Genomic DNA, 21010 nt, shown 5'->3' with positions numbered 1-21010 from the left:
ATATCAAGAGATTAGTAAGTGATGGTAACGGTCACTGTATCGGTATAGCTGCCTGGAACCGCACCAGCCAACGATGGCAAACGACCGTAGATACTTAACGATTGATTGCCGCCCGAACCCGTTCCACCTACCGTGTTACTGCTGGTGCCATCGCCCCATACTGTGGTGCGCGCAGCATCCGTGTACAACTGATAACCCAAGGTGTGCGAACCATTTTTGATTGCACGTGAACCAAAAGCCGATGCACCGCCTGCATTGGTACCTGCATTCAAGGCCACGGTATAAGGCGTGGTGTTGGTGCACTGTACGGTCAGGCTGGAACTTGAATCCAATGGCACTGATGCAGAGATCGGATCAATGCTGCTACCAAAGTTAAGCAGGGTTCCCGTGACATTGCAGGAGCTCAAAACGGTTGCCGTGACCTGGAATGTAGTCGCGGCGGTGCCCGCAAATGCGACGCTCGAAGCAAGTACTGAACAAAGAACAGCTGATTTTAATAATGTAGACATTTCAACTCCTGTAATGTTTTGGTTAGCTGGACGATCCGGGTTGCAGCATCGACCGGATCTTGTCCAATACGTTTTCAATACCCGTGCTTTTATCGTAAAAACCAGTGGCGCCCAATTCCAGACTTAAACGGCGATACTGGTCATGCGTTTGGTTCGTCAGCATGAATATTTCCGACGTAGAGCCAGCTTTCCCAAGCGCTTTCAGCACATTAAATCCACTTCCTGGTGACAGATTGACGTCAAGAATCACGACATCGGGATAAAGCTGCAGAATCATCTCTACTGCTTCAAGTTCCGATTCCGCTTCGCCAATCACGGAGACTCCTGGTATCGACAACAGCAACGCGACCAGATGTTTCCGTATCACCGCTGAATCTTCCACCACGACTATTTTCATAAGCACCCCCGATGAGCTAAAGAATAAACATGAAGCTCTTCAAGGGTAAGACGCCGAAGTCGATGGTGTCGGAAAGGATTGTTCGTCTCTTTATGTAAGGAAATCCTTACAAGAAAGCGCGTAGGGGTAAAACACTCAGTCTTTGGCCGTGAGGCCGTGTTGAACACAATACTTAGTCATCTCCACCTTGTTCTTCCAACCGGTTTTTTGCAGGATGCGTGCGGTATAAGTGCTAACGGTTTTTGCGGAGACGTGCATCGCTTCGCCGACTTCGTTGGCAGTTTTTCCAGCAGCCAAGAGCAGCATCACGCGATACTCTTGCGCTGACAATTCTTCATGAGGTAGTTGATCGACCGCTTTGCCGCCGAGTATATCGAGAAGGCGATCCGCCATGCTGGCAGTGACATAACGTTTGCCTTCGAGGATGCGTTGCACGGCTGTGATCAATTCTTCACCTGCCAGATCCTTAGGCAGATAGCCGACTGCACCCATTTGCAATACGCGTGAAGCGTAGACGGTTTCTGCATTGAGGCTGAGCACGAGAATAGGCGTCTCTTTAGCTACACGCAGCATCTTTGCCACGCCTTCGGTGCCGCTGACATCCGGCAGGCTGAGATCGAGTATCACTATATCGGGCTTGGTTTGAGAAAATTTGGCCGTGGCACTGGCTACTGATTCAGCTTCGGCAATCTCTGCCTCAGGCCAGCGTCCCGCGATGAGCTGACGGACACCTAGCCGCATGATGGGATGGTCGTCAACAATCAGACATTTCATGCGCCGCCCTCAAGTTGTAATGGAATGTGTACGGTGATTTTTGTCCCTTGTTCTTCGGCCGGCCCGAATTCGAAAGTGCCGCCTAGCAGCGTTGCACGCTCCCGCATATTGCGCACACCGCTCGCATCTTTTCTGATTTGCTGGGGGCCGACGCCATCATCGATGATGATGAAGTGGTAAACGTTGTTATCGAAATTCCCGTTTATCCACATCCTGTTTGCATGCGCATGCCGCAATACATTGGTGGCGGCTTCCTGAAAAATGCGGAACAGTTGGTTGGCTTGTTGCGGTGTGAGTGTCGAGTCGTGCAAGATGGCGATTGTCATTGCCGGACCACCGCGGTTGATAAACGCTTCCGCATAATGTTCAATTGCTGCTGACAAGCCGAAATCATCAAGCAGTGCAGGACGCAACTCGGAAGAAATCCTGCGGGCGACATTGACGCCCTCGTCGAGCAAATCTGCGATCTCTTCCGCTTTCTCTTTCAGGGTCTCGGCCTTGTGTTCGCCCTTTGCTCCTAACATCACCAACTTCAATGATGTGAATATCTGGCCCAATTGGTCATGCACTTCACGAGCAAGTCGTCTTCGTTCAGCCTCGATGTTTTCATCTAGCTCCATCGCAAATTTCTTGATACGTTGCAATGCATGTTGCAACTGTAAAGTTCGTTCATGTACAACACGTTCCAGCATTTCATTGGAATTTTTCAATCGGGCTTGTGCCAAATCACGAATGCGTTTTTCACGAATCAAAAACATGGCGGAAACGAAAAGAAGCGCAGTTCCCCAAATCGACAGCCAGAAATTGAGATTCATTGAGTGCTCCTGCACCTCCTGCGCCTGATGAATGCGATGTGCGCTCAAACTCATCTGATCGTTTTGCAAGAAGGTGATTTCCTGCCGTATTTCATCCATCATCTGCTTGCCTTCAAGATACAAGGAAGGATCGTTTAATATTGCCGCCCCATTTTTGCGTCTCTGCTCGATCAAAAATTCTGCGTGGCGTATACGTCTTTGCATCAAATCGTCGAGGCGTTCGTGTGAATACCCGTCTTCACGATCCGCTGCCAAACTGACCTTGAGCTTTTTATTGGTCTCTTGCACCAGATCATGTGCATGCTTGTACGGAAGCAGAAATGATTCATCGCCAGTAATGATGAATCCGCGTTGGCCCGTCTCTATATCCTTCACCAAGGACATCGTTTCGCCGATGAGTATCGAGTTTTGTAATGCTTGTCGACTTGCCTGATTATGGAGATCAATCTGCTCGATACTTTGCAGGCCCTTGGTGGCCGTATAAATGAATGAGCAAAGACCAATGAAAAGAAGAAATATCGCGAGCCCGGTATGGCCGGAAGAAATGATGGGTTTGACACGGGCGATCAATGGATAACAGTTGTTTTTCATCGTTGTTACCTCGCTTCAAGTTGCTTCGGATTACCGAAACAAGGATGGGCAAATTTCCGACTACTAAGCGGTTGCTCAATGGCATTGATTTTGTTGTTTTATTTCACTGAGCGCATCCCATAAATATGGGATATATCTGAATTATTCTATTTTCTTAACGAAAAATTACTGAGATCTTCGATTGATCTATGAATGAAAGATGTGTTGATGATTGGCAATATTAATTACCCTTAGCTCTTCATCTGATTCATCTCGTTTTTTGGAATGGGTGTAAGCGCTTATTTTCCAGCCGTGCTTCAATCATTGAATAGTGCTTGGTAGCGATCAAGCTTGAGCAGCAGTCCTAGTTCTTACGATAGATGGGCATTCCAACTTCCAGTGTTCAGCAACGAGACGAAAAAATCTCGGAAGAAGAAAGCGATTTAAAAAGGAATCGCATCACAGCATAAGCTGGGCATGATGTTTGATTGATGCTTTTGATCAGGGTAGGAATTAGGAGGAATGCCTGAGTGCATTTTTCCTATCGTGCTATCGCAAGTTACTTGGTTGTGGAAGCTCTGCGGTAAATGATGTGATAGACCAGTCCGACCAAGACACTGCCTCCTATGATGTTGCCCATGATCACAGGCAGCATATTGCTGAAGAAGTCAGCCCAGGTAATGGCATCAGGAGTTGCTCCGTCAACCTGCAGCAGCATCGCGAGTGGGAAAAAATACATGTTGGCGACGCTATGTTCGAAGCTTGCTGCAACGAAGGCCGAAATCGGGAAGATGATCGCGACGACCTTGTCGACCACACTGCGTCCGGCAAACGCCATCCACACTGCCATGCAGACCAGCACATTGCACATCACACCCTTGAAGAAGGCGGTCCAGAATGGCATCGCAGTCTTTGCCGCGGCGATCGACAGATATTCCTGCGCGATTGCGCCGTTGTTCATTTCGGCATGGCGCGACAGATAAACCAGCAGCGCCAGTCCGGCCGCGCCTATGAAATTGCCGCAGCAGACGATTGCCCAGTTGCGCAATACCTCCAGCGTGGAAATCTTTCCATCGGCCCAGGCCATCGCCAGCAGATTGTTCCCGGTGAATAATTCGGCGCCAGCGACTACAACTAATATCAGGCCCAGAGAAAATACCGCACCGCCGAGTATCTGCCGGGCCGCAAAGCCCAGCGTCGGGTCGGATTTGACGATCACAAAATAGAGCGCGCCCAAGCCTATGAAGGCACCAGCCAGAATGCTCAGCATCAGCATGGAAAGAAAAGGCAGGCGCGCCTTGGTCACACCGATTTCTTCTACACGCGCTGCGATTTCCTTGGGGGAGAACGCATCGGAACCGAAGATTTCAGACATGGGTGTTCTCTTCCAATAAACATAGAGAGGGCAAGCTTTGTGCGTTTCTATGCTATCGGGTGCACTTGTGCATGGCAACAAAAACAAGACAATAAAAACAAGAGAACAAAGCCCCCGCATTGTTAAATTTCTCGCAGTGGTGATCCTCTCTGACTGATCCACCTTCTACTGTCTGGCGAAGGCTGCAATCTGGTCATAGACCATTCAAATCGTAACGCACATAAGCCGATGTGCATCTGTTTCAAAGTTCGTCGTTGCTTGCGAGATTTGCTTGCCTCGGTTTTTAGCCAGGCCGAAAGCTTGAACGCATATTTGTCGAGAGAAGTCGGGGACGTCGATCAGCGAAAGCTGGCTCGACAGTTGCAGCGCGCAGATAGCGCCGGACGGTGTTTCGAGAGATACACAATCGCCTTGATATCTCCCTCAATGAGACCTGGTCACGAAGGTGCCAGGTCGAATAATTCCAAGTAAAGCCACGTCGATCACTCCAGTTTTGGATGTAAATTAACAACATCCTTCCACAGAGGCTCGTATGCATATGGCTCGGCATTGGTTTTTCGATCGTTGTGTATCATCCACAGGGCACAAAGACGAAAAAAAACCTTTGAAAACCAGTAACTTACTGATTCTCAAAGGCTTTATTACATTCTGGTGGTGGGGTGGAACCCTGCGCCAAACCTATGTAACTCAGCGCCTTAGAACCGCTGCGAACTCCAGCGGAAAGGTGCGGAATCCAGCCCCAACTGCCAACAATCCTACCAGTTCTGCCCGGCCGAGGTCATCAGCCAAGTGCCTAAGCCAGGACGCCAGTTCGATTCCCGTTTGCGGAATTGAACCCACGTCCGCAACTCCGGATCGGTTGGCATGGCATCACTCAGCCGAACCGGCTCCGGGAAGGACCGCGTGCTTCCGAAGTAAGCGCCGGAAGAATGCTTCGATCCGTTCCGGCGACCCGTGGCCGGTGAGCTCGTTGGCCCCGAAACGATAGACCTCGTACCCGGCGAGCCGGAGGTCACGATCGGCCGCCACCATGTCCGCGTACCTTGCGAGGGATGGCTTCCCGTCTTCGGCGAAGTGCTGAGATCCGTCAACCTCGACGACCACACGGCCTGAGTCGCTGAACAGGAGCAGGAAGTCCATGCGTTGCCGAGACAAGCGTCCAACCCCGCCGAGCTGTGCCAGCGTGTATGGGTCGTAATGCAGATAGACCTGCGGAATGAGGGCTGGCAGCTTGTCACCGAGATCCTTGAATGCCCGGTAGTAGACGCTGAATACGTTTCGCTCGCCGTCAGATGCCAGAGATGCCATCAGACGTTGAGAAAGCGATCGTCGTGCATCTGATTCGTCCTGGGTGCCTTGCCGTTCTTTCCACCACGAGAGCATCTCCTCCTTGGTAAGCCCGTTGGCCTGAATCGGGCGGTCGTACACGAGGCAGTGCTCTTCATTCCTTACGATTCGGATGTCATTGTTGATGGCATCCTGGATGACGATCTCCGGCTTCGGACCCGTCGACGCGAAGATCAAATTCTTGGGCGCACCAGATACGCCACCACTGATTCGATTCACCGCGAACGCCGAATGTCCTGAGATGCTCCCCGATGGCCTTAGCTGGAAGCCGTCCGCCTTGAGGAGAGTATTCAGTTTTTCAACGAGCTGCGCCTGCTCCTTTCCTCTTCGGGCATTTGGAGAGACGACCGCCTCAAGCAACTTGAAGAACAGTTGTCGGGAGCAGCTCAGTGCGCCCACCACCTCGAGCAATTCAGCGTTGGTCCAGTCGTCGTTGGTCACGCAGTGACGTATAACGGACTCCTCCAAGTTTGCCTCGAAGCCCGCGCCACGCATTTCCGGTAATGGCCAGATCTTGGACAATTGCTCGACAAGCGGGAGTTCGCCGAAGAGATCCATGTCGTTCAGCAGCTTGAGGATCGAGCGCCGCGTGAGTTCAGTGACTGCCTGACCGTCGCTCGACTCGTCCAACAGTCGGAGAAATTCGCTCAGCGAAAAACTGACGTGATCCTGCTCAACCTGGCGTGCGAGCTGGAGAAGCTGATCGTTGCTCAGCCCTTGGAGGCGGCTTCGCACGTACACGCGCTTGCTGGAGTGCGCTTCGCTACCTGTCCCGGTAGCCAATCCGAGCCGCTCGCATTCCGCCGGCAAGTCATACGCCTTTACTGAATGAAGGGTAGCGGCGATCAGTTCGATCAAATCAGGCCTTTTGCCCTTGAGCAGTGGGCTTCCGTCTCGCGGTGTGCTGCTGGGTAAGTTATGCGACATCGAATCTGTTTCCCTGATCAGTCACTGGCCCACAGCCGCTCGTCATCCTGGGTCGCGGCCCAGAAGTCATCGAACAGCGCCAGCTTGGCTTCGTCCTTGGTCGCGTAGGTCTTGGTGCTGAACCGGCTGCCGATCCGGTAGCCCCACCGCTTGAACTTGTTCATGTGGACGCCGAGGTTGTGCCCATCGACGTTCAGGAAGCTGTTCCCCTTGGCGGACACCCGCCACTTGCGTTGCAGCCATCGGGTTCGGCGTGCTGCCCGGTTGCGCAACTTGGCCTCACGCCGTTTCGGTCCTTCGTAGTCGCCACTCATCTTCTCGGCGCAGACGCAGCCGACGTCGAAGTTCTCATCCAGATCCGGGTGTTCCATGATGTGGACGTAGCGGATCTTCTCGTTGCCGCACATCTGGCAGGTCGCGTAATCGGTTTCGTCCGCCGACTCGCCGTCGGCCCGCAGGTCGACCACGTCCACGCAGTGCCATCCCTTGTGGGGCACACCCGGCTGGTCCCATCGATTTCCGCTCATGCCAGTTCACTCCATCTCAGAATCCCGGGTACTTCCGCCAGATCCGCTGGTTCAGCTCTTCTTTGTCGCTGTACTCGCCGATCGCCCAATCCTTGAAGGCGTAGAGGTCTTCCGCCAATTCGGTGATGACCTCGCGCAGCTCCAGCGGCTCCAGCCATTCGGCAGGGATCGCCTTCACGCCGTGCATCGCGCCCAGCAGGTTGCCGACGATTGCTCCGGTCGAGTCGGAATCGCCATCGTGGTTCACCGCCAGGATCACGCCATGTTTGAAATTGCGGGCGACCAGCGCGCAATAGATGGAGATCGCCAGGGCCTCCTCGGCGATCCAGCCCTGGCCCAGCCGGGCTATTGCTTCTTCATGTGGCAAACCGGAATCGGCCAACTCCTCCGCCATTTCGATTGCCCGCAGCGTCTCCTCAAAGCCGGGCTCGGCTCGCAGGATGAGTTTGGCGGCGGCCAATGCCTCGCGCAGCGACGCGCTATCGGTCAGCGCCAGGATCAGCACCGCCAGCACACCACCGGTCAGGGCTCCGGTCGGGTGGCCATGGGTCAGCGCAGCCAACTCGGTACCTAGCCGGAAGGCGTCTTGAGGGGATTCGTACTGACGCATGCGCCAGGCGAACAGACCGACCGGCGCAACCCGCATGACGCCCCCGCAGCCCTTGCTGTCGTTGCGGGCCGGCTCCCCGAGGGAGCTCATCGCCCGCAGGGCCGCCAGGCAGGTGTTGCCCGGTGCGCGACGGCTGTGCAGCTGACCCTGCCGAAACAGCCAGCCAGGCTCATCGGTGCCGAAGTCGATGTCGCATGTCGGACGTTCGCCTTGGGTTTGCAGCCAGCGCAAATAGGCATGCGCCGTTACCCCGGAATAGGTCGTGATGCCTTTGAAGCAGCCACGCACCCAGCCTCGGATCAGGCCCTCGGCGGTGAACAAGGTCATCTGCGTGTCGTCGGTGATCGTCCCAAGACCACCATAAGCCGGTGCGTACTGGGTGATTCCCTTCGGGCCGAAGCGACGCAGAATCTCGGCCCGCTTCATGAACTCAACCGGTGCGCCCAGCGCATCGCCTACTGCACCACCTAGCAGGCAGCCCAGAAACCGCCCCTGGACCGTGCGTTTTAGCTGGCGCTTGCTGCGCCAGGCCGGAGGTGCCGGCGTCTCGGTTCGTTCCGCCGCGCCCGCATCGGCAACAGGCTCCTCGTCCTCATTGCCGGACAAGGTGTAGTAGACGCCCAACTCTGCGACTACGCGGGCGACGGGTCGGGCGACGAGGTCCAGCTGCTTGCGCCACTCGGGCACATCGGAGCCGTCCCAACTGATGCCCAGGCCTTTCTCCCAGTAGGACAGGTAGGCCTCGCCCCGGTCGGCAGCGTAGTAGTTGCCGTTGCCGGCGGAGCAGTCGAGCGCGTACTCCCAGTTGTTCTCGCGCATGCAGACACCGTGCTCAGGGTGAGGCACTTGCCCCAGCCCGATCAGGTATTCCGCGCTCTTGGCGTCCAACGGGCGAAACACCGCCACCCGCAAGCGTCCGTCGTCCCGGGCGGTGATGGCAGCGATCAGAGCATCGCCACGTTGGATGGTGACCAGTTTGCCGCCGAGGTCCACGGGCCCGACCTCGAGCCACCAGTGGTCACCAGCGGCTGAAACGACATCGCGGGCATCGTCGGGCGCCAATAGCTCGGCAAGCCGATCCATTGCGGGTTCGACCTGCTGCCATTCGGCCTCCCCATCCCGGCTACGCCGCTGCAGGCCGTGCAGCATTACGGCCAGCGGCAGGTCCCCCTTATCGAGCAGTGCCGACTTCAGATCGGTCGCGGGGACGGGGTACGGGATGTCCGGCAACCCGTACTGCGCCAGCGTCTCTGGCTTGAGATGAAGCTCTGCGAAATCTTGCATGGCGCCCGTACCGATCCTTTTATCGCTGCGCCGCTTGTGGTTATCACTATACGACGCACACACAAATCAAAATAGAGTCATGGACAGATTCTAGGGCAGACCATATACTTTCCGCAATAACCCGTACAAGCATTCGCTAACCCGAACGAGCCAGCCAGGATGTCAAACGAACAGCTTGCAGATCTAACCCAGCCACAACGCGACCGGCTCGCGTTCGTGGAGTTGCGCGTGCGCTTCATCGGGGAGATACGCCGTCAGGACTTGGTCACTCGGTTTGGCATCCAGTCCGCCGCCGCATCCAGGGATCTGGCGCTGTACAAGGAGTTGGCCCCGGGCAACATCGACTACGACCCCAAGGGCAAGTCCTACGTCATGGGGCCGGATTTCCGGCCCGTGTTCGACTTCCCCCCGGAGCGGGTGCTGTCGTGGCTGACCCAGGGCTTTGGCGACGGTGAGCCGATGCGGCTCAAGGCGTGGGTAGCCAGCGAGAGCCCGTCACGGCTCACGCATCCGGATCTGGATGTGCTGGCGAGCGTGACCCGTGCGATTCACCAGGAGTGTCCGCTCGGTATTGAGTACCACTCCATTTCCAGTGGCCGTACCGAGCGGGAGATCGTCCCGTTCGCGCTGATCGACAACGGCCTGCGCTGGCACGTCCGCGCCTTCGACCGGAAATCCCAAGAGTTCCGGGATTTCGTCATCACGCGGATCAAGCGCCCGTTCCTTATGAGGGATGCAGATGTGCAGCCCCATGAGCGCAGTGATCAGGACATCCAATGGACCCGGATCGTGGAGCTGGAGATGGTGCCGCACCCGGACCAGCCCCGCCCTGAAATTACGGAGATGGATTACGGCATGGTTCGCGGGTCACTACGGATGAAGCTGCGTGCTGCCACCGCCGGATACATCTTGCGGCAGTGGAGTGTGGACTGCTCTCCGGACCACAGTCTGCGCGGTTATGAATTCAGGCTCTGGCTGAAAGATCACCTGGCGCTGTACGGCGTCAAGAACGCTGTGTTGGCGCCGGGGTACCGCTCGCCCGACCAAAACAAGGGAGAGCAATAACGTGGTCTACGACCCAAAACGCGCGCTGGAACTTCTCCGCATCGGCTCCGGACGCGCCGATGCCACTTTCCGCGACGGCCAAGAAGATGCCATTCGTCACATCGTCGAAGGCAAAGGGCGCTTGCTGGTCGTGCAGAAAACCGGGTGGGGTAAGAGCTTTGTCTACTTCATCGCGACCAAGTTGCTGCGGGAAGCTGGAGCCGGCCCGGCGTTATTGATCTCGCCGCTGCTGGCGCTGATGCGAAACCAGATCGCAGCGGCAGAACGGATGGGGGTTCGCGCCGCCACCATCAACTCCGATAACCAGGAGGAATGGAAATCGGTTGAAGCCAAGCTGCGTCGAAACGAAGTGGACATTCTGCTGATAGCGCCAGAAAAGCTGGGTAACGACTGGTTTAACACAGAGGTTCTAGCTGGTATCGCAGGGCAGATTTCGCTGATGGTTATCGATGAGGCCCATTGCATTTCCGATTGGGGTCACGACTTCCGTCCTCACTACCGACTGCTGGAACGTATCGCCAGAACGCTTCCAGCCAATCTGCGGCTACTGGCCACAACGGCAACAGCAAACGATCGCGTTATGGAAGACCTTGTGGCTGTGCTCGGCCCCAACATGAAGGTGCTGCGCGGTGACCTGAATCGAAGTTCTCTGACGCTGCAGACGATGCGTTTACCCAGTCAGGCTGTCCGTCTGGCATGGATCGCGCAGCAACTCAGTTCACTTCCAGGGCACGGCATCATTTACACACTCACTATCCGAGATGCCAATCAACTGGCGGATTGGCTCAAGGCCCAGGGCTTTGCTGTAGAGGCCTATACAGGTAAGACAGGTGATCGGCGTGAGGAGCTAGAGCAGGCTCTGCAGGAGAACAAGGTTAAGGCACTTGTAGCGACCACCGCATTGGGTATGGGCTACGACAAGCCGGATCTGGCATTCGTTATCCATTTTCAGATGCCAGGCTCAGTTGTCGCCTATTACCAGCAAGTAGGGCGCGCAGGAAGAGCGCTGGAATCTGCATATGGCGTGCTCTTGAGCGGAGATGAAGAAGAAGGAATTACCGACTGGTTTATCCGTAGCGCGTTCCCAACTCGCCAAGAGGTAGACGATGTCCTGGGGGCTCTTAATGAGGCACCGGAAGGACTTTCAATACCTGACCTCATGACCTGCGTGAACATGAGCAAAGGTCGCATCGAGAAGACTATCACGGCACTGTCTCTCGAATCTCCAGCGCCGATCGCCAAGCAAGGTACGAAGTGGCAGCTTACTGCAGCCGAGCTAGGAGACGAATTCTGGGCGCGAGCAGACCGGCTCACCAAATTGAGGCGTGCCGAGCTCCAGCAAATGCAGGAATACGTCTCTCGGCCTTTCGGGCAGCACATGGGCTTTCTGATTGATGCGCTTGATGGCGATTCAAGCACCGTCAGCCCACCGTCGTTGCCGCCGCTGTCCGAAGACGTAGATCAGTTGCTGGTTCGGGAAGCCGAGGAATTTCTTTGTCGCACAAGTCTGCCCATCGAGCCTCGCAAAAAATGGCCCGTGGGGGGAATGCCGCAGTACGGAATTCACACCGCATCCACCATTCCCTATCAAGCGCAGCCAGGCAAAGCCCTCTGCGTCTGGGGCGATGCCGGTTGGGGCGGCTTGGTTCGACAGGGTAAGTACCACGACGGCCACTTTTCCGATGACCTCGTTGCTGCGTGCGTGAAGATGATTCAAGAGTGGAATCCGCAGCCGAGCCCGACCTGGGTGACCTGCGTTCCTTCGCTTCGGCATCCCGAATTGGTGCCGAATTTCGCGCAACGCTTGGCTGCTGCGCTGGGTCTGCCGTTTCATATGGTCATCGCAAAAACCGACGCAAGGCCCGAACAGAAAACGATGGCAAACAGTACACAACAGGCGCGCAACATTGATGGTTCGCTCGCACTCAACGGCCAGCCCATTCCTCCCGGCCCGGTCCTCCTGGTGGATGACATGGTCGACTCGCGCTGGACCCTGACGGTGGCTGCATGGCTGCTGCGCAAAAGCGGTAGTGGTGCAGTTTGGCCGATGGCCCTTTCACAGACGGGGCACGACGAATGACGCCAGTCCTCTCACCCAATACACAGGCGATCCTGCTGCTGACGGCGCCGCTCATTGCCGGACGAGGCACTGCGTCATCGGATCTGCTCTCGCCAGGTGAATACAAACGTCTCGCGCGTCATTTGCGCGAGATCCAGCGTCAGCCTGCGGATCTCCTCTCGCCGGATGCAACTGAGATCCTGCGTGCGTGCCAACCGGTGATTGACGAGAGCCGCCTGCAGAAATTGCTGGGGCGCGGATTCCTGCTGAGCCAAGTGATCGAGCGCTGGCAAGCCCGCGCCATTTGGGTGGTCAGTCGCGCCGACGCCGAGTATCCGCGTCGCCTGAAGACCCGCCTTCGTGAAGATGCGCCGGCAGTGCTCTACGGCTGTGGCGACATGGCTTTGCTCGAAACCGGTGGGCTTGCCGTCGTCGGATCGCGGCATGTGGACGACGCCCTCATCGACTACACCATGGCAGTTGGCCGGCTCGCTGCTCGGGCAGGCAGAACGCTTGTCTCCGGTGGCGCCAAGGGCATCGATCAGGCCGCCATGCGAGGTGCGCTTGAGGGAGGTGGAAAAGTTTGTGGCGTTCTGGCGGACAGTCTGGAAAAGACCACCATGAACCGCGAGCACCGCAACCTGCTGCTCGATGGGCAACTGGTCCTGATTTCGCCCTACGACCCGAGTGCCGGGTTCAATGTCGGCAACGCCATGCAGCGGAACAAGCTGATCTATGCCCTGGCAGACACCTCACTGGTGGTCAGTTCCGACCTCAACAAAGGTGGCACTTGGGCGGGCGCTGTCGAGCAGCTCGACAAACTCAAGTTCGTCCCGGTCTTCATTCGATCGACGGGCGAGTCTTCAGCCGGATTAGATGGTTTGCGAAAGAAAGGCGCGCTTCCCTGGCCGAACCCGCAAGACGTGGATTCGTTCGAGGACGTGTTCAACGTGGCGATGCCCACGCCGACGGCATCCCCACAGGTTGGTTTTGCGCTGTTTTCAAACGAAGAACCAACGTCGGCTGACGCCAAGCCAACGGCGCCCGTGCCACCCGACACCGCGCCAGCGCCCCAGGCCGCGAGTGAGCCATCGGCACCGGTCGACGTTGTTTCCGATGCGCAGCCACCCGCTGAGGCATTGGAAGAACCGCCGCCAGTCACGCCAGAGGCCGTGGCGCCTATAGACGAGGCCAAGAAATCTCCGCAGCCGGAATCGACCCCTGCCGAAGCGCTCTTCGCTGCCGTGCGCGCTGCGATTCAGCAACTCTTGAGTGCGCCGATGAAGGACGCCGAAGTAGCAGCGGCGCTGGACGTTTCCAATGCGCAGGCCAAGGCGTGGTTGCAGCGCCTGGTTGACGAAGGCGTACTAGAAAAACAGAAGAAACCTGCGGGCTACATCGTCAAGCAAAAGCGGCTGTTCGAGTAACCGATGAAGACCAAACAAGAACACAAGCCGCAGTGCGACGGCATTGATATAGAAGGGCCATTCGTTTGAGCGACCAACAAATCACCCTCAGCCAACTCGAAGGTCACCTCTGGGAATCCGCCAACATCCTGCGCGGCCCGGTGGATGCGGCTGACTTCAAGACCTACATCTTTCCGCTGCTGTTCTTCAAGCGCATCTGCGACGTCTGGGACGAGGAGTACCAGGAGATCGTTGATGAGACCGGCGACGAGCAACTGGCCTGGTTCCCGGAATCGCACCGCTTCCAGATCCCGGAAGACTGCCACTGGAATGACGTTCGCACCAAGGCCAGCAATGTTGGGACGGCCCTTCAGCGCGCGATGCGCGAGATTGAGAAGGCGAACCCAGACACCCTTTACGGCGTGTTCGGCGATGCCCAGTGGTCGAACAAGGATCGGCTGTCTGATGCCTTGCTCAAGGACCTGATCGAGCACTTCTCCAAGCTGCCGTTTGGCAACAAGAACGTCAACTCGGATCTGCTTGGCGACGCCTACGAATACCTGATCAAGAAGTTCGCCGACGCCACCAACAAGAAGGCCGGCGAGTTCTATACCCCGCGCAGCGTGGTACGCCTGATGATCGACATGCTGGACCCGAAGGAGGCAGACACGATCTATGACCCGGCCTGCGGAACGGGCGGCATGCTGTTGGCGGCCGTGGAACACGTGCGCCAGACCCACGGTGACGTCAAGCGTCTGTGGGGCAAGCTCTATGGCCAGGAAAAAAACCTGACCACCTCCTCTATTGCTCGCATGAACCTGTTCCTGCACGGCATCGAGGATTTCCATGTGGTGCGTGGTGACACGCTGCGCAACCCGGCCTTCTTCGAGGGCGACCGGCTGGCCACCTTCGACTGCGTCATCGCCAATCCGCCGTTTTCGCTGGAAAAGTGGGGCGAGGACCTGTGGCTGAACGATCCCTTCGGCCGCAACTTTGCCGGTCTGCCGCCGGCATCCAGCGGTGACTTCGCGTGGGTGCAACACATGGTCAAGTCGATGGCCGACGTCAGTGGTCGGATGGCCGTGGTGCTGCCCCAGGGCGCCCTGTTCCGCAAAGGTGTGGAAGGCAACATCCGCCAGAAGCTGCTGGAGATGGATCTGGTCGAGGCGGTGATCGGTTTGGCGCCCAACCTTTTCTACGGCACCGGGCTCGCCGCGTGCATCCTGGTTCTGCGCAAGCGCAAGCCGGCCAAGCACAAGAAGAAGGTACTGATCGCCGATGCGTCGCGCCTGTTCCGCCGGGGCCGCGCGCAAAACTATCTGGAGCCCGAGCACGCCACCGAAATCCTCAGCTGGTATCGCGGCTTTGCCGATGTGCAGGACGCGGCCCGGGTGGTCAGTCTCGACGAGATCAAAGCCGAGGACTGGACGCTGAACATCTCGCGCTATGTCCTGCCGCCATTGCAAGAAGACATCCCACCGCTGCCCGATGCCATCGCGGCATTTAAGGACGCGCTCACCCGCTGCCGTAAAGCCGAAGAACGGCTCGCGCAGGTCATGACTGAAGGGAGATGGCTGCGATGAGTTGGGACAGCCCATTCAAAGACAACAAGATCTTTACTGAAGAACTGGCTAATGCTGCGCGTGCTCGACTGAAGGAAAAATTTGCCCAGATGGAACAAGAGAAAGCTCGTAGCACCAAACGCATCAGCCAACAAGAACTCGAAAGCTACCTGTGGGGTGCCGCCGTACTGCTGCGCGGTCTCATCGACGCGGGTGACTACAAGCAGTTCATCTTCCCGCTTCTGTTCTACAAGCGCGTGTCGGATGTGTGGGAGGAGGAATACCAAGCGGCTTTGGCCAACTCAGGCGGCGACCTCTCCTACGCGCAGTTCGCCGAGAACCACCGTTTCCAGATTCCCGAGGGCGCGCACTGGAACGATGTTCGCCAGGCACCCAAGAACGTAGGCGCCGCCATCCAGAAAGCCATGCGCGCCATCGAAAGCGCCAACCCGGATCTGCTCGACGGCATCTTCGGTGACGCGCCCTGGACCAACCGCGAGCGTCTGCCCGACGAAACGCTGAAAAACCTGATCGAGCACTTCTCGACGCAGACGCTCTCGGTAGCCAACGTCCCCGAGGACGAGTTGGGCAACGCCTACGAGTACCTGATCAAGAAGTTCGCGGACGATTCCGGCCACACGGCTGCCGAGTTCTACACCAACCGCACCGTCGTCCACTTGATGACGCAACTTCTTGCACCTCAGGCCGGCGAGTCCATCTACGACCCCACCTGCGGTACCGGCGGCATGCTGATCTCGGCCTTGGACGAAGTGAAGCGCTCGGGCGGCGAGTACCGCACGCTCAAGCTCTACGGGCAGGAGCGCAACCTCATCACCTCATCCATCGCTCGCATGAACCTGTTCCTGCACGGCGTGGAGGACTTCGAAATCATCCGGGGTGACACTCTGGCCGAACCCAAGCACATCGAAGGCGACCGCCTGCGCCAGTTCGACGTGATCCTGGCCAACCCGCCGTACTCCATCAAGCAATGGAATCGCGAGGCCTGGAGCAGCGACAAGTGGGGGCGCAACTCACTGGGGACGCCACCGCAGGGGCGTGCCGACTACGCCTTTCAGCAACACATCCTGACCAGCCTCACCGCCAAGGGGCGGTGTGCCGTGCTCTGGCCGCACGGCGTGCTGTTCCGTAACGAGGAGCAGGCGATGCGCGCCAAGATGGTCGAGCAAGACTGGGTCGAGGCGGTCATCGGCCTGGGTCCCAACCTGTTCTACAACTCCCCGATGGAGTCGTGCATCGTCATCTGCAACCGCAAGAAAACGGCTGCGCGCAAGGGTAAGGTGATCTTCATCGACGCGGTGAACGAGGTGACCCGCGAGCGCGCGCAGAGTTTTCTGAAGCCCGAGCATCAACAGCGCATCCTGACCGCCTACAAGACCTTTGCGGACGTGCCCGGTTTCGCCAAGGTCGCCACCCTGGCCGAAATCGGCGCCAATGCCGGCAACCTGTCGATCCCGATGTACGTGAAGCGCATTGCCGCCGCCATCGCCACCGACAGCAATGGTGACGCGGTATCGCTGCGCTCTGCCTGGGGCCAATGGCAAACCGATGGCCGCGCGTTCTGGCAACAGATGGACGCACTGGTGGAAACGCTGGATGGACTGATTACGGAGGACATCGAGCGTGTCTGATAACAAAAAATTGAAACCTGGTTGGAAGGTCTGGCGCTTCGAGCAGATGGCGACAAACGTCAATGTCCGTATCGACAACCCATCCGAATCCGGTATGGAGCACTACATCGGCCTAGAGCATCTCGATGCGGACTCGCTCAAGATTCGTCGCTGGGGTACGCCCAGCGATGTCGAAGCGACCAAACTTATGTTCAAGACGGGCGACATCATTTTCGGGCGACGCCGGGCCTATCAGCGCAAACTCGGTGTCGCCGAGTTCGATGGCATCTGTTCGGCACATGCCATGGTGCTGCGAGCCAAGCCTGACGTTGTGATTCCAGAATTTCTCCCGTTCTTCATGCAGAGCGATATCTTCATGAACCGCGCAGTAGAAATTTCCGTAGGTTCGCTGTCGCCTACGATTAACTGGAAAACGATGGCTGTACAGGAGTTTGCGCTGCCACCAATTGAAGAGCAACTCCGCATAGTAGGGTTGTTGCGTGAGATTGAGAGCAACTCCGACGAATTGATATCCCTCGTGGAAAGGTGCTCCTCACTGATAGACGCCATCTTTCAGTACTACGTATGGAGTGACGAATCTCTAACTCAAAAGCCGATCAGTCAGATTGCAGAGATAAACCCAAAGGTTTCCTCCCTCACCGAAGATGATCCGTTTATTCCGATGGAAGCGGTCGATCCTTGGACACAACTGATTGACCCATCCAGAATTGAAATGAAGGGTCAAAGAGGTGGTGTCAGAGCCCAAGGTGGAGACATCTTGATGGCAAGAATTACGCCTTGCCTGGAAAACGGAAAGATTGCGCAGGTTCCCGTTTCAATAAAGAAATGTGGTGGCTCGACAGAGTTTATTGTTTTCCGCGCAAAAGATGGAACAGACCAGCAGTTCCTCTATCACCTGATCACGTCGCGAGTTTTTCATTCTCAGGCAGCCGGAACAATGTCGGGCTCGACAGGGCGCCAGCGAGCATCAGCAAATGATGTCGGAAGGATTATTGTTCCAATATTGCCGCTGACTAAACAGATAGAAATCTGTGACCAAATAAAGCAAATCAGCAAGATCAAAGAGGCCACTAACTCTCGGTTACTAGGGTTGAGCCAAATGAAGTTGGCCGTACTTATTGGGGCCGGGAGCGAATAGCCATGTCATTTACAGAATCAAACACCGTCGAAGCCTACGTCCGCGACCTTCTCGCCGGTCCCATCAAGGCGGCCCCGGCCAACACCGTTCAGGAACCGCTCGCCAGCTATGGTCCTAGCCCCAAGGGCATCGGCTGGCGCTACGCCGCCCCGACTGAGGTGCCGCGCCAGATTCAGGAAGTGCTGGTTGAACCCTGGCTGCGTGAGGCGCTGATCCGCCTGAACCCGGAGATTGCCGCTCAGCCCGATCGCGCCGACGAGGTGCTCTACAAGCTGCGTGCCATCGTGCTCTCGGTGCGCTCGGATGGCCTGATCCGCGCCAACGAGGAAATGACCGCCTGGATGCGTGGTGAGCGCTCGATGCCCTTCGGCCCCAACAACGAGCATGTGCCGGTGCGGCTGATCGACCTGGATGATCTGGCGCAGAACCAGTACATCGTCACCCAGCAGTTCATCTACCGCGCAGGCCCCACCGAACGCCGTGCCGATCTGGTGTTGTTGGTCAACGGGCTGCCGCTGGTGCTGATCGAGGCCAAGACGCCAGTCAAGAAGTGCATCAGCTGGGTCGATGGCGCGGTACAGGTGCACGACGACTACGAGAAGTTCGTACCTGAGCTCTTCGTCTGCAACGTGTTCTCGGTGGCGACCGAAGGCAAGGCTTACCACTACGGGTCCATCGGCCTGCCGGTCAAGGATTGGGGGCCGTGGCATCTGGATGGCGACGGTGACGATGGTCAGCACCACCCGCTGAAGTCGCTCAAACTGTCCGCTGAAAGCATGTTGCGCCCACATGTGGTGCTGGACATCCTCGGCAGCTTCACCCTCTTCGCCACCAACAAGAAAAAGCAGCGCATCAAGATCATCTGCCGCTACCAGCAGTTTGAAGCGGCCAACAAGATCGTCGAGCGCGTGCTGGCGGGCTACCCCAGGAAGGGCTTGATCTGGCACTTCCAGGGCTCGGGCAAGTCGCTGCTGATGGTCTTTGCCGCGCAGAAGCTGCGCATGCATGCCGGCCTGAAGAATCCCACCGTGCTGATCGTGGTGGACCGGATCGATCTCGACAGTCAGATCACGGGTACGTTTACCGGAGCGGACATTCCCAATCTGGAAAAGGCGGATACCCGCGAGAAGCTGCAGCAGCTGCTGGCGCAGGACGTGCGCAAGATCATCATCACCACGATCTTCAAGTTCGGCGAGGCCACTGGCAGCCTGAACGACCGCAGCAACATCATCGCCTTGGTGGACGAAGCCCACCGCACGCAAGAAGGCGACCTGGGCCGCAAGATGCGGGAAGCCCTGCCCAACGCGTTTCTGTTCGGCCTGACCGGCACGCCTATCAACCGTGCCGACCGCAACACCTTCTACGCCTTTGGTGCCGACGAGGACGAGAAAGGCTACATGAGCCGCTACGGCTTTGAGGAGTCGATCCGCGACGGTGCCACGCTGAAACTGCACTTCGAACCGCGCTTGATCGATCTGCACATCGACAAGGCCGCGCTGGATGCCGCCTACAAAGACCTGACCGGCGGCCTGTCGGATCTGGACAAGGACAACCTTGCCAAGACCGCCGCCAAGATGGCCGTGCTGGTGAAAACGCCCGAGCGCATCCGCAAGGTGTGCGAAGACATCGTCGAGCACTTTCAGGCCAAGGTGGAGCCCAACGGCTTTAAGGGCCAGATCGTAACGTTCGATCGCGAGTCCTGCCTGCTGTTCAAGGCCGAGCTGGACAAGCTGCTGCCGCCCGAGGCTACAGACATCGTGATGTCGGTGCAGGCGGCGGACAAAAAAGAACACCCTGAGTACGCGCCTTACGACCGAAGCCGCGATGAAGAAGAGCGACTGCTGGATCGGTTCCGCGACCCGGCTGACCCGCTGAAGCTGATCATCGTCACAGCCAAATTGCTGACCGGCTTCGATGCGCCGATTTTGCAGGCCATGTACTTAGACAAGCCGCTGCGCGATCACACGCTGCTGCAGGCCATCTGCCGCGTGAACCGCACCTACTCCGAGCAGAAGACGCACGGCCTGATCGTCGACTACCTCGGCATCTTCGACGACGTGGCAGCAGCGCTGGAGTTCGACGACCAGAGCGTCAAGCAGGTGGTCAGCAATATCCAGGAGCTGAAGGACAAGCTGCCCGAAGCCATGCAGAAGTGCCTGGCGTTCTTCGCCGGCTGCGACCGCAGCGTGCAGGGCTATGAGGGCCTGATCGCCGCGCAGCAGTGCCTGCCCAACAATGAGGTGCGGGACAACTTTGCTGCTGAGTACAGCGTGCTCAACAAGATCTGGGAGGCGCTTTCACCGGACACCGTTCTGGGTCCCTTCGAGAAAGACTACAAGTGGTTGTCGCAGGTGTACCAGTCGGTGCAGCCGTCCAGTGGCCACGGCAAGCTGATCTGGCATTCACTGGGCGCCAAGACCATCGAGCTGATCCACCAGAATGTGCATGTCGACGCGGTGCGGGATGACCTCGACACCTTGGTGCTGGACGCGGATCTGCTGGAGGCCGTGCTCTCGAACCCTGACCCAAAGAAGGCCAAGGAGATCGAGATCAAGCTCAAGCGCCGGTTGCGCGGGCATGGCGGCAATCCCAAGTTCAAGAAGCTGTCGGAGCGGCTTGATGCGCTGAAAGACCGGTTCGAGTCTGGCCAGATCAACAGCGTCGAATTTCTGAAGCAGCTACTGGAAATCGCCAAGGAGACGCTGCAAGCCGAGAAGGAGGTCCCGCCCGAAGAGGATGAGGATCGCGGCAAGGCGGCGCTCACCGAACTATTCAACGAGGTCAAGACGGCTGAGACGCCCATCATGGTCGAACGCGTGGTCGCGGACATCGACGAGATTGTGCGACTGGTCCGTTTCCCGGGCTGGCAAGGCACGCAGGCCGGTGAGCGTGAAGTCAAGAAGGCCCTGCGCAAAGCCCTCTTCAAATACAAGCTGCATGCGGATGAAGAGCTGTTCGAGAAGGCCTACAGCTACATCCGGCAGTATTACTAAAGG

General features: G+C 57.4%; 15 protein-coding genes and 1 pseudogene. 7 read left to right on the top strand and 9 right to left on the bottom strand.

Annotation, left to right across the window (positions count from 1 at the left end):
- Positions 1–11: 11 nt before the first annotated feature.
- The 9 genes and pseudogenes from ACFQO0_RS03385 to ACFQO0_RS03345 form a co-directional block, all read right to left on the bottom strand.
- Entirely contained in the window at positions 12–509 is a 498-nt protein-coding gene (locus ACFQO0_RS03385) for a Csu type fimbrial protein (protein ID WP_382232618.1), read from the bottom strand.
- A gap of 22 nt (positions 510–531) precedes the next feature.
- Positions 532–906, bottom strand: coding sequence for a response regulator (locus ACFQO0_RS03380; RefSeq protein ID WP_382232617.1), 375 nt, complete (start codon positions 904–906; stop codon positions 532–534).
- Positions 907–1041: 135 nt separating this feature from the next.
- On the bottom strand, positions 1042–1680 hold the full coding sequence (locus ACFQO0_RS03375) for a response regulator (RefSeq protein ID WP_382232616.1): 639 nt from the start codon (positions 1678–1680) through the stop codon (positions 1042–1044).
- The gene (locus ACFQO0_RS03370; RefSeq protein ID WP_382232615.1) at positions 1677–3086 is read right to left on the bottom strand and encodes a CHASE3 domain-containing protein; all 1410 of its coding nucleotides are present in this window, start codon (positions 3084–3086) and stop codon (positions 1677–1679) included. The genes ACFQO0_RS03375 and ACFQO0_RS03370 overlap by 4 nt, the downstream gene beginning before the upstream one ends.
- A gap of 538 nt (positions 3087–3624) precedes the next feature.
- Positions 3625–4440: a formate/nitrite transporter family protein gene (locus ACFQO0_RS03365; RefSeq protein WP_382232614.1), complete on the bottom strand. Its 816-nt coding sequence runs from the start codon at positions 4438–4440 to the stop codon at positions 3625–3627.
- A 171-nt stretch (positions 4441–4611) separates the two neighbouring features.
- A pseudogene (locus ACFQO0_RS03360) lies at positions 4612–4926 on the bottom strand (IS21 family transposase); the annotation flags it as partial.
- A gap of 384 nt (positions 4927–5310) precedes the next feature.
- Positions 5311–6645: an AbiJ-related protein gene (locus tag ACFQO0_RS03355; protein ID WP_382232613.1), complete on the bottom strand. Its 1335-nt coding sequence runs from the start codon at positions 6643–6645 to the stop codon at positions 5311–5313.
- 86 nt (positions 6646–6731) lie between these two features.
- Positions 6732–7241: a hypothetical protein gene (locus ACFQO0_RS03350; RefSeq protein WP_382232612.1), complete on the bottom strand. Its 510-nt coding sequence runs from the start codon at positions 7239–7241 to the stop codon at positions 6732–6734.
- 16 nt (positions 7242–7257) lie between these two features.
- Positions 7258–9135, bottom strand: coding sequence for an ADP-ribosylglycohydrolase family protein (locus ACFQO0_RS03345; RefSeq protein ID WP_382232611.1), 1878 nt, complete (start codon positions 9133–9135; stop codon positions 7258–7260).
- 159 nt (positions 9136–9294) lie between these two features.
- Between ACFQO0_RS03345 and ACFQO0_RS03340 the strand changes: the two genes are divergently transcribed.
- The 7 genes from ACFQO0_RS03340 (at position 9295) to ACFQO0_RS03310 (ending at position 21007) form a co-directional block, all read left to right on the top strand.
- A complete protein-coding gene (locus ACFQO0_RS03340) occupies positions 9295–10200 on the top strand; it encodes a helix-turn-helix transcriptional regulator (protein WP_382232610.1) in 906 nt (301 codons plus the stop codon).
- Between the two features lies 1 nt (position 10201).
- On the top strand, positions 10202–12280 hold the full coding sequence (locus tag ACFQO0_RS03335) for a RecQ family ATP-dependent DNA helicase (RefSeq protein WP_382232609.1): 2079 nt from the start codon (positions 10202–10204) through the stop codon (positions 12278–12280).
- The gene (locus ACFQO0_RS03330; protein WP_382232608.1) at positions 12277–13686 is read left to right on the top strand and encodes a DNA-processing protein DprA; all 1410 of its coding nucleotides are present in this window, start codon (positions 12277–12279) and stop codon (positions 13684–13686) included. Before ACFQO0_RS03335 ends, ACFQO0_RS03330 begins: the two co-directional genes overlap by 4 nt.
- A 65-nt stretch (positions 13687–13751) precedes the next feature.
- Entirely contained in the window at positions 13752–15248 is a 1497-nt protein-coding gene (locus tag ACFQO0_RS03325; RefSeq protein ID WP_382232607.1) for a type I restriction-modification system subunit M, read from the top strand.
- On the top strand, positions 15245–16876 hold the full coding sequence (locus ACFQO0_RS03320) for a type I restriction-modification system subunit M (RefSeq protein WP_382232606.1): 1632 nt from the start codon (positions 15245–15247) through the stop codon (positions 16874–16876). The genes ACFQO0_RS03325 and ACFQO0_RS03320 overlap by 4 nt, the downstream gene beginning before the upstream one ends.
- The gene (locus tag ACFQO0_RS03315) at positions 16869–18014 is read left to right on the top strand and encodes a restriction endonuclease subunit S (RefSeq protein ID WP_382232605.1); all 1146 of its coding nucleotides are present in this window, start codon (positions 16869–16871) and stop codon (positions 18012–18014) included. The genes ACFQO0_RS03320 and ACFQO0_RS03315 overlap by 8 nt, the downstream gene beginning before the upstream one ends.
- A gap of 2 nt (positions 18015–18016) precedes the next feature.
- Positions 18017–21007: a type I restriction endonuclease subunit R gene (locus ACFQO0_RS03310; protein ID WP_382232604.1), complete on the top strand. Its 2991-nt coding sequence runs from the start codon at positions 18017–18019 to the stop codon at positions 21005–21007.
- The last annotated feature ends 3 nt before the right edge of the window (positions 21008–21010 follow it).

It is taken from the genome of Herminiimonas aquatilis (assembly GCF_042665175.1).
GTDB lineage: Bacteria > Pseudomonadota > Gammaproteobacteria > Burkholderiales > Burkholderiaceae_D > Oxalicibacterium > Oxalicibacterium aquatilis.
The sequence above is the reverse complement of the archived record's forward strand: the minus strand, read 5'-3'. Positions and strand labels throughout refer to the sequence as shown.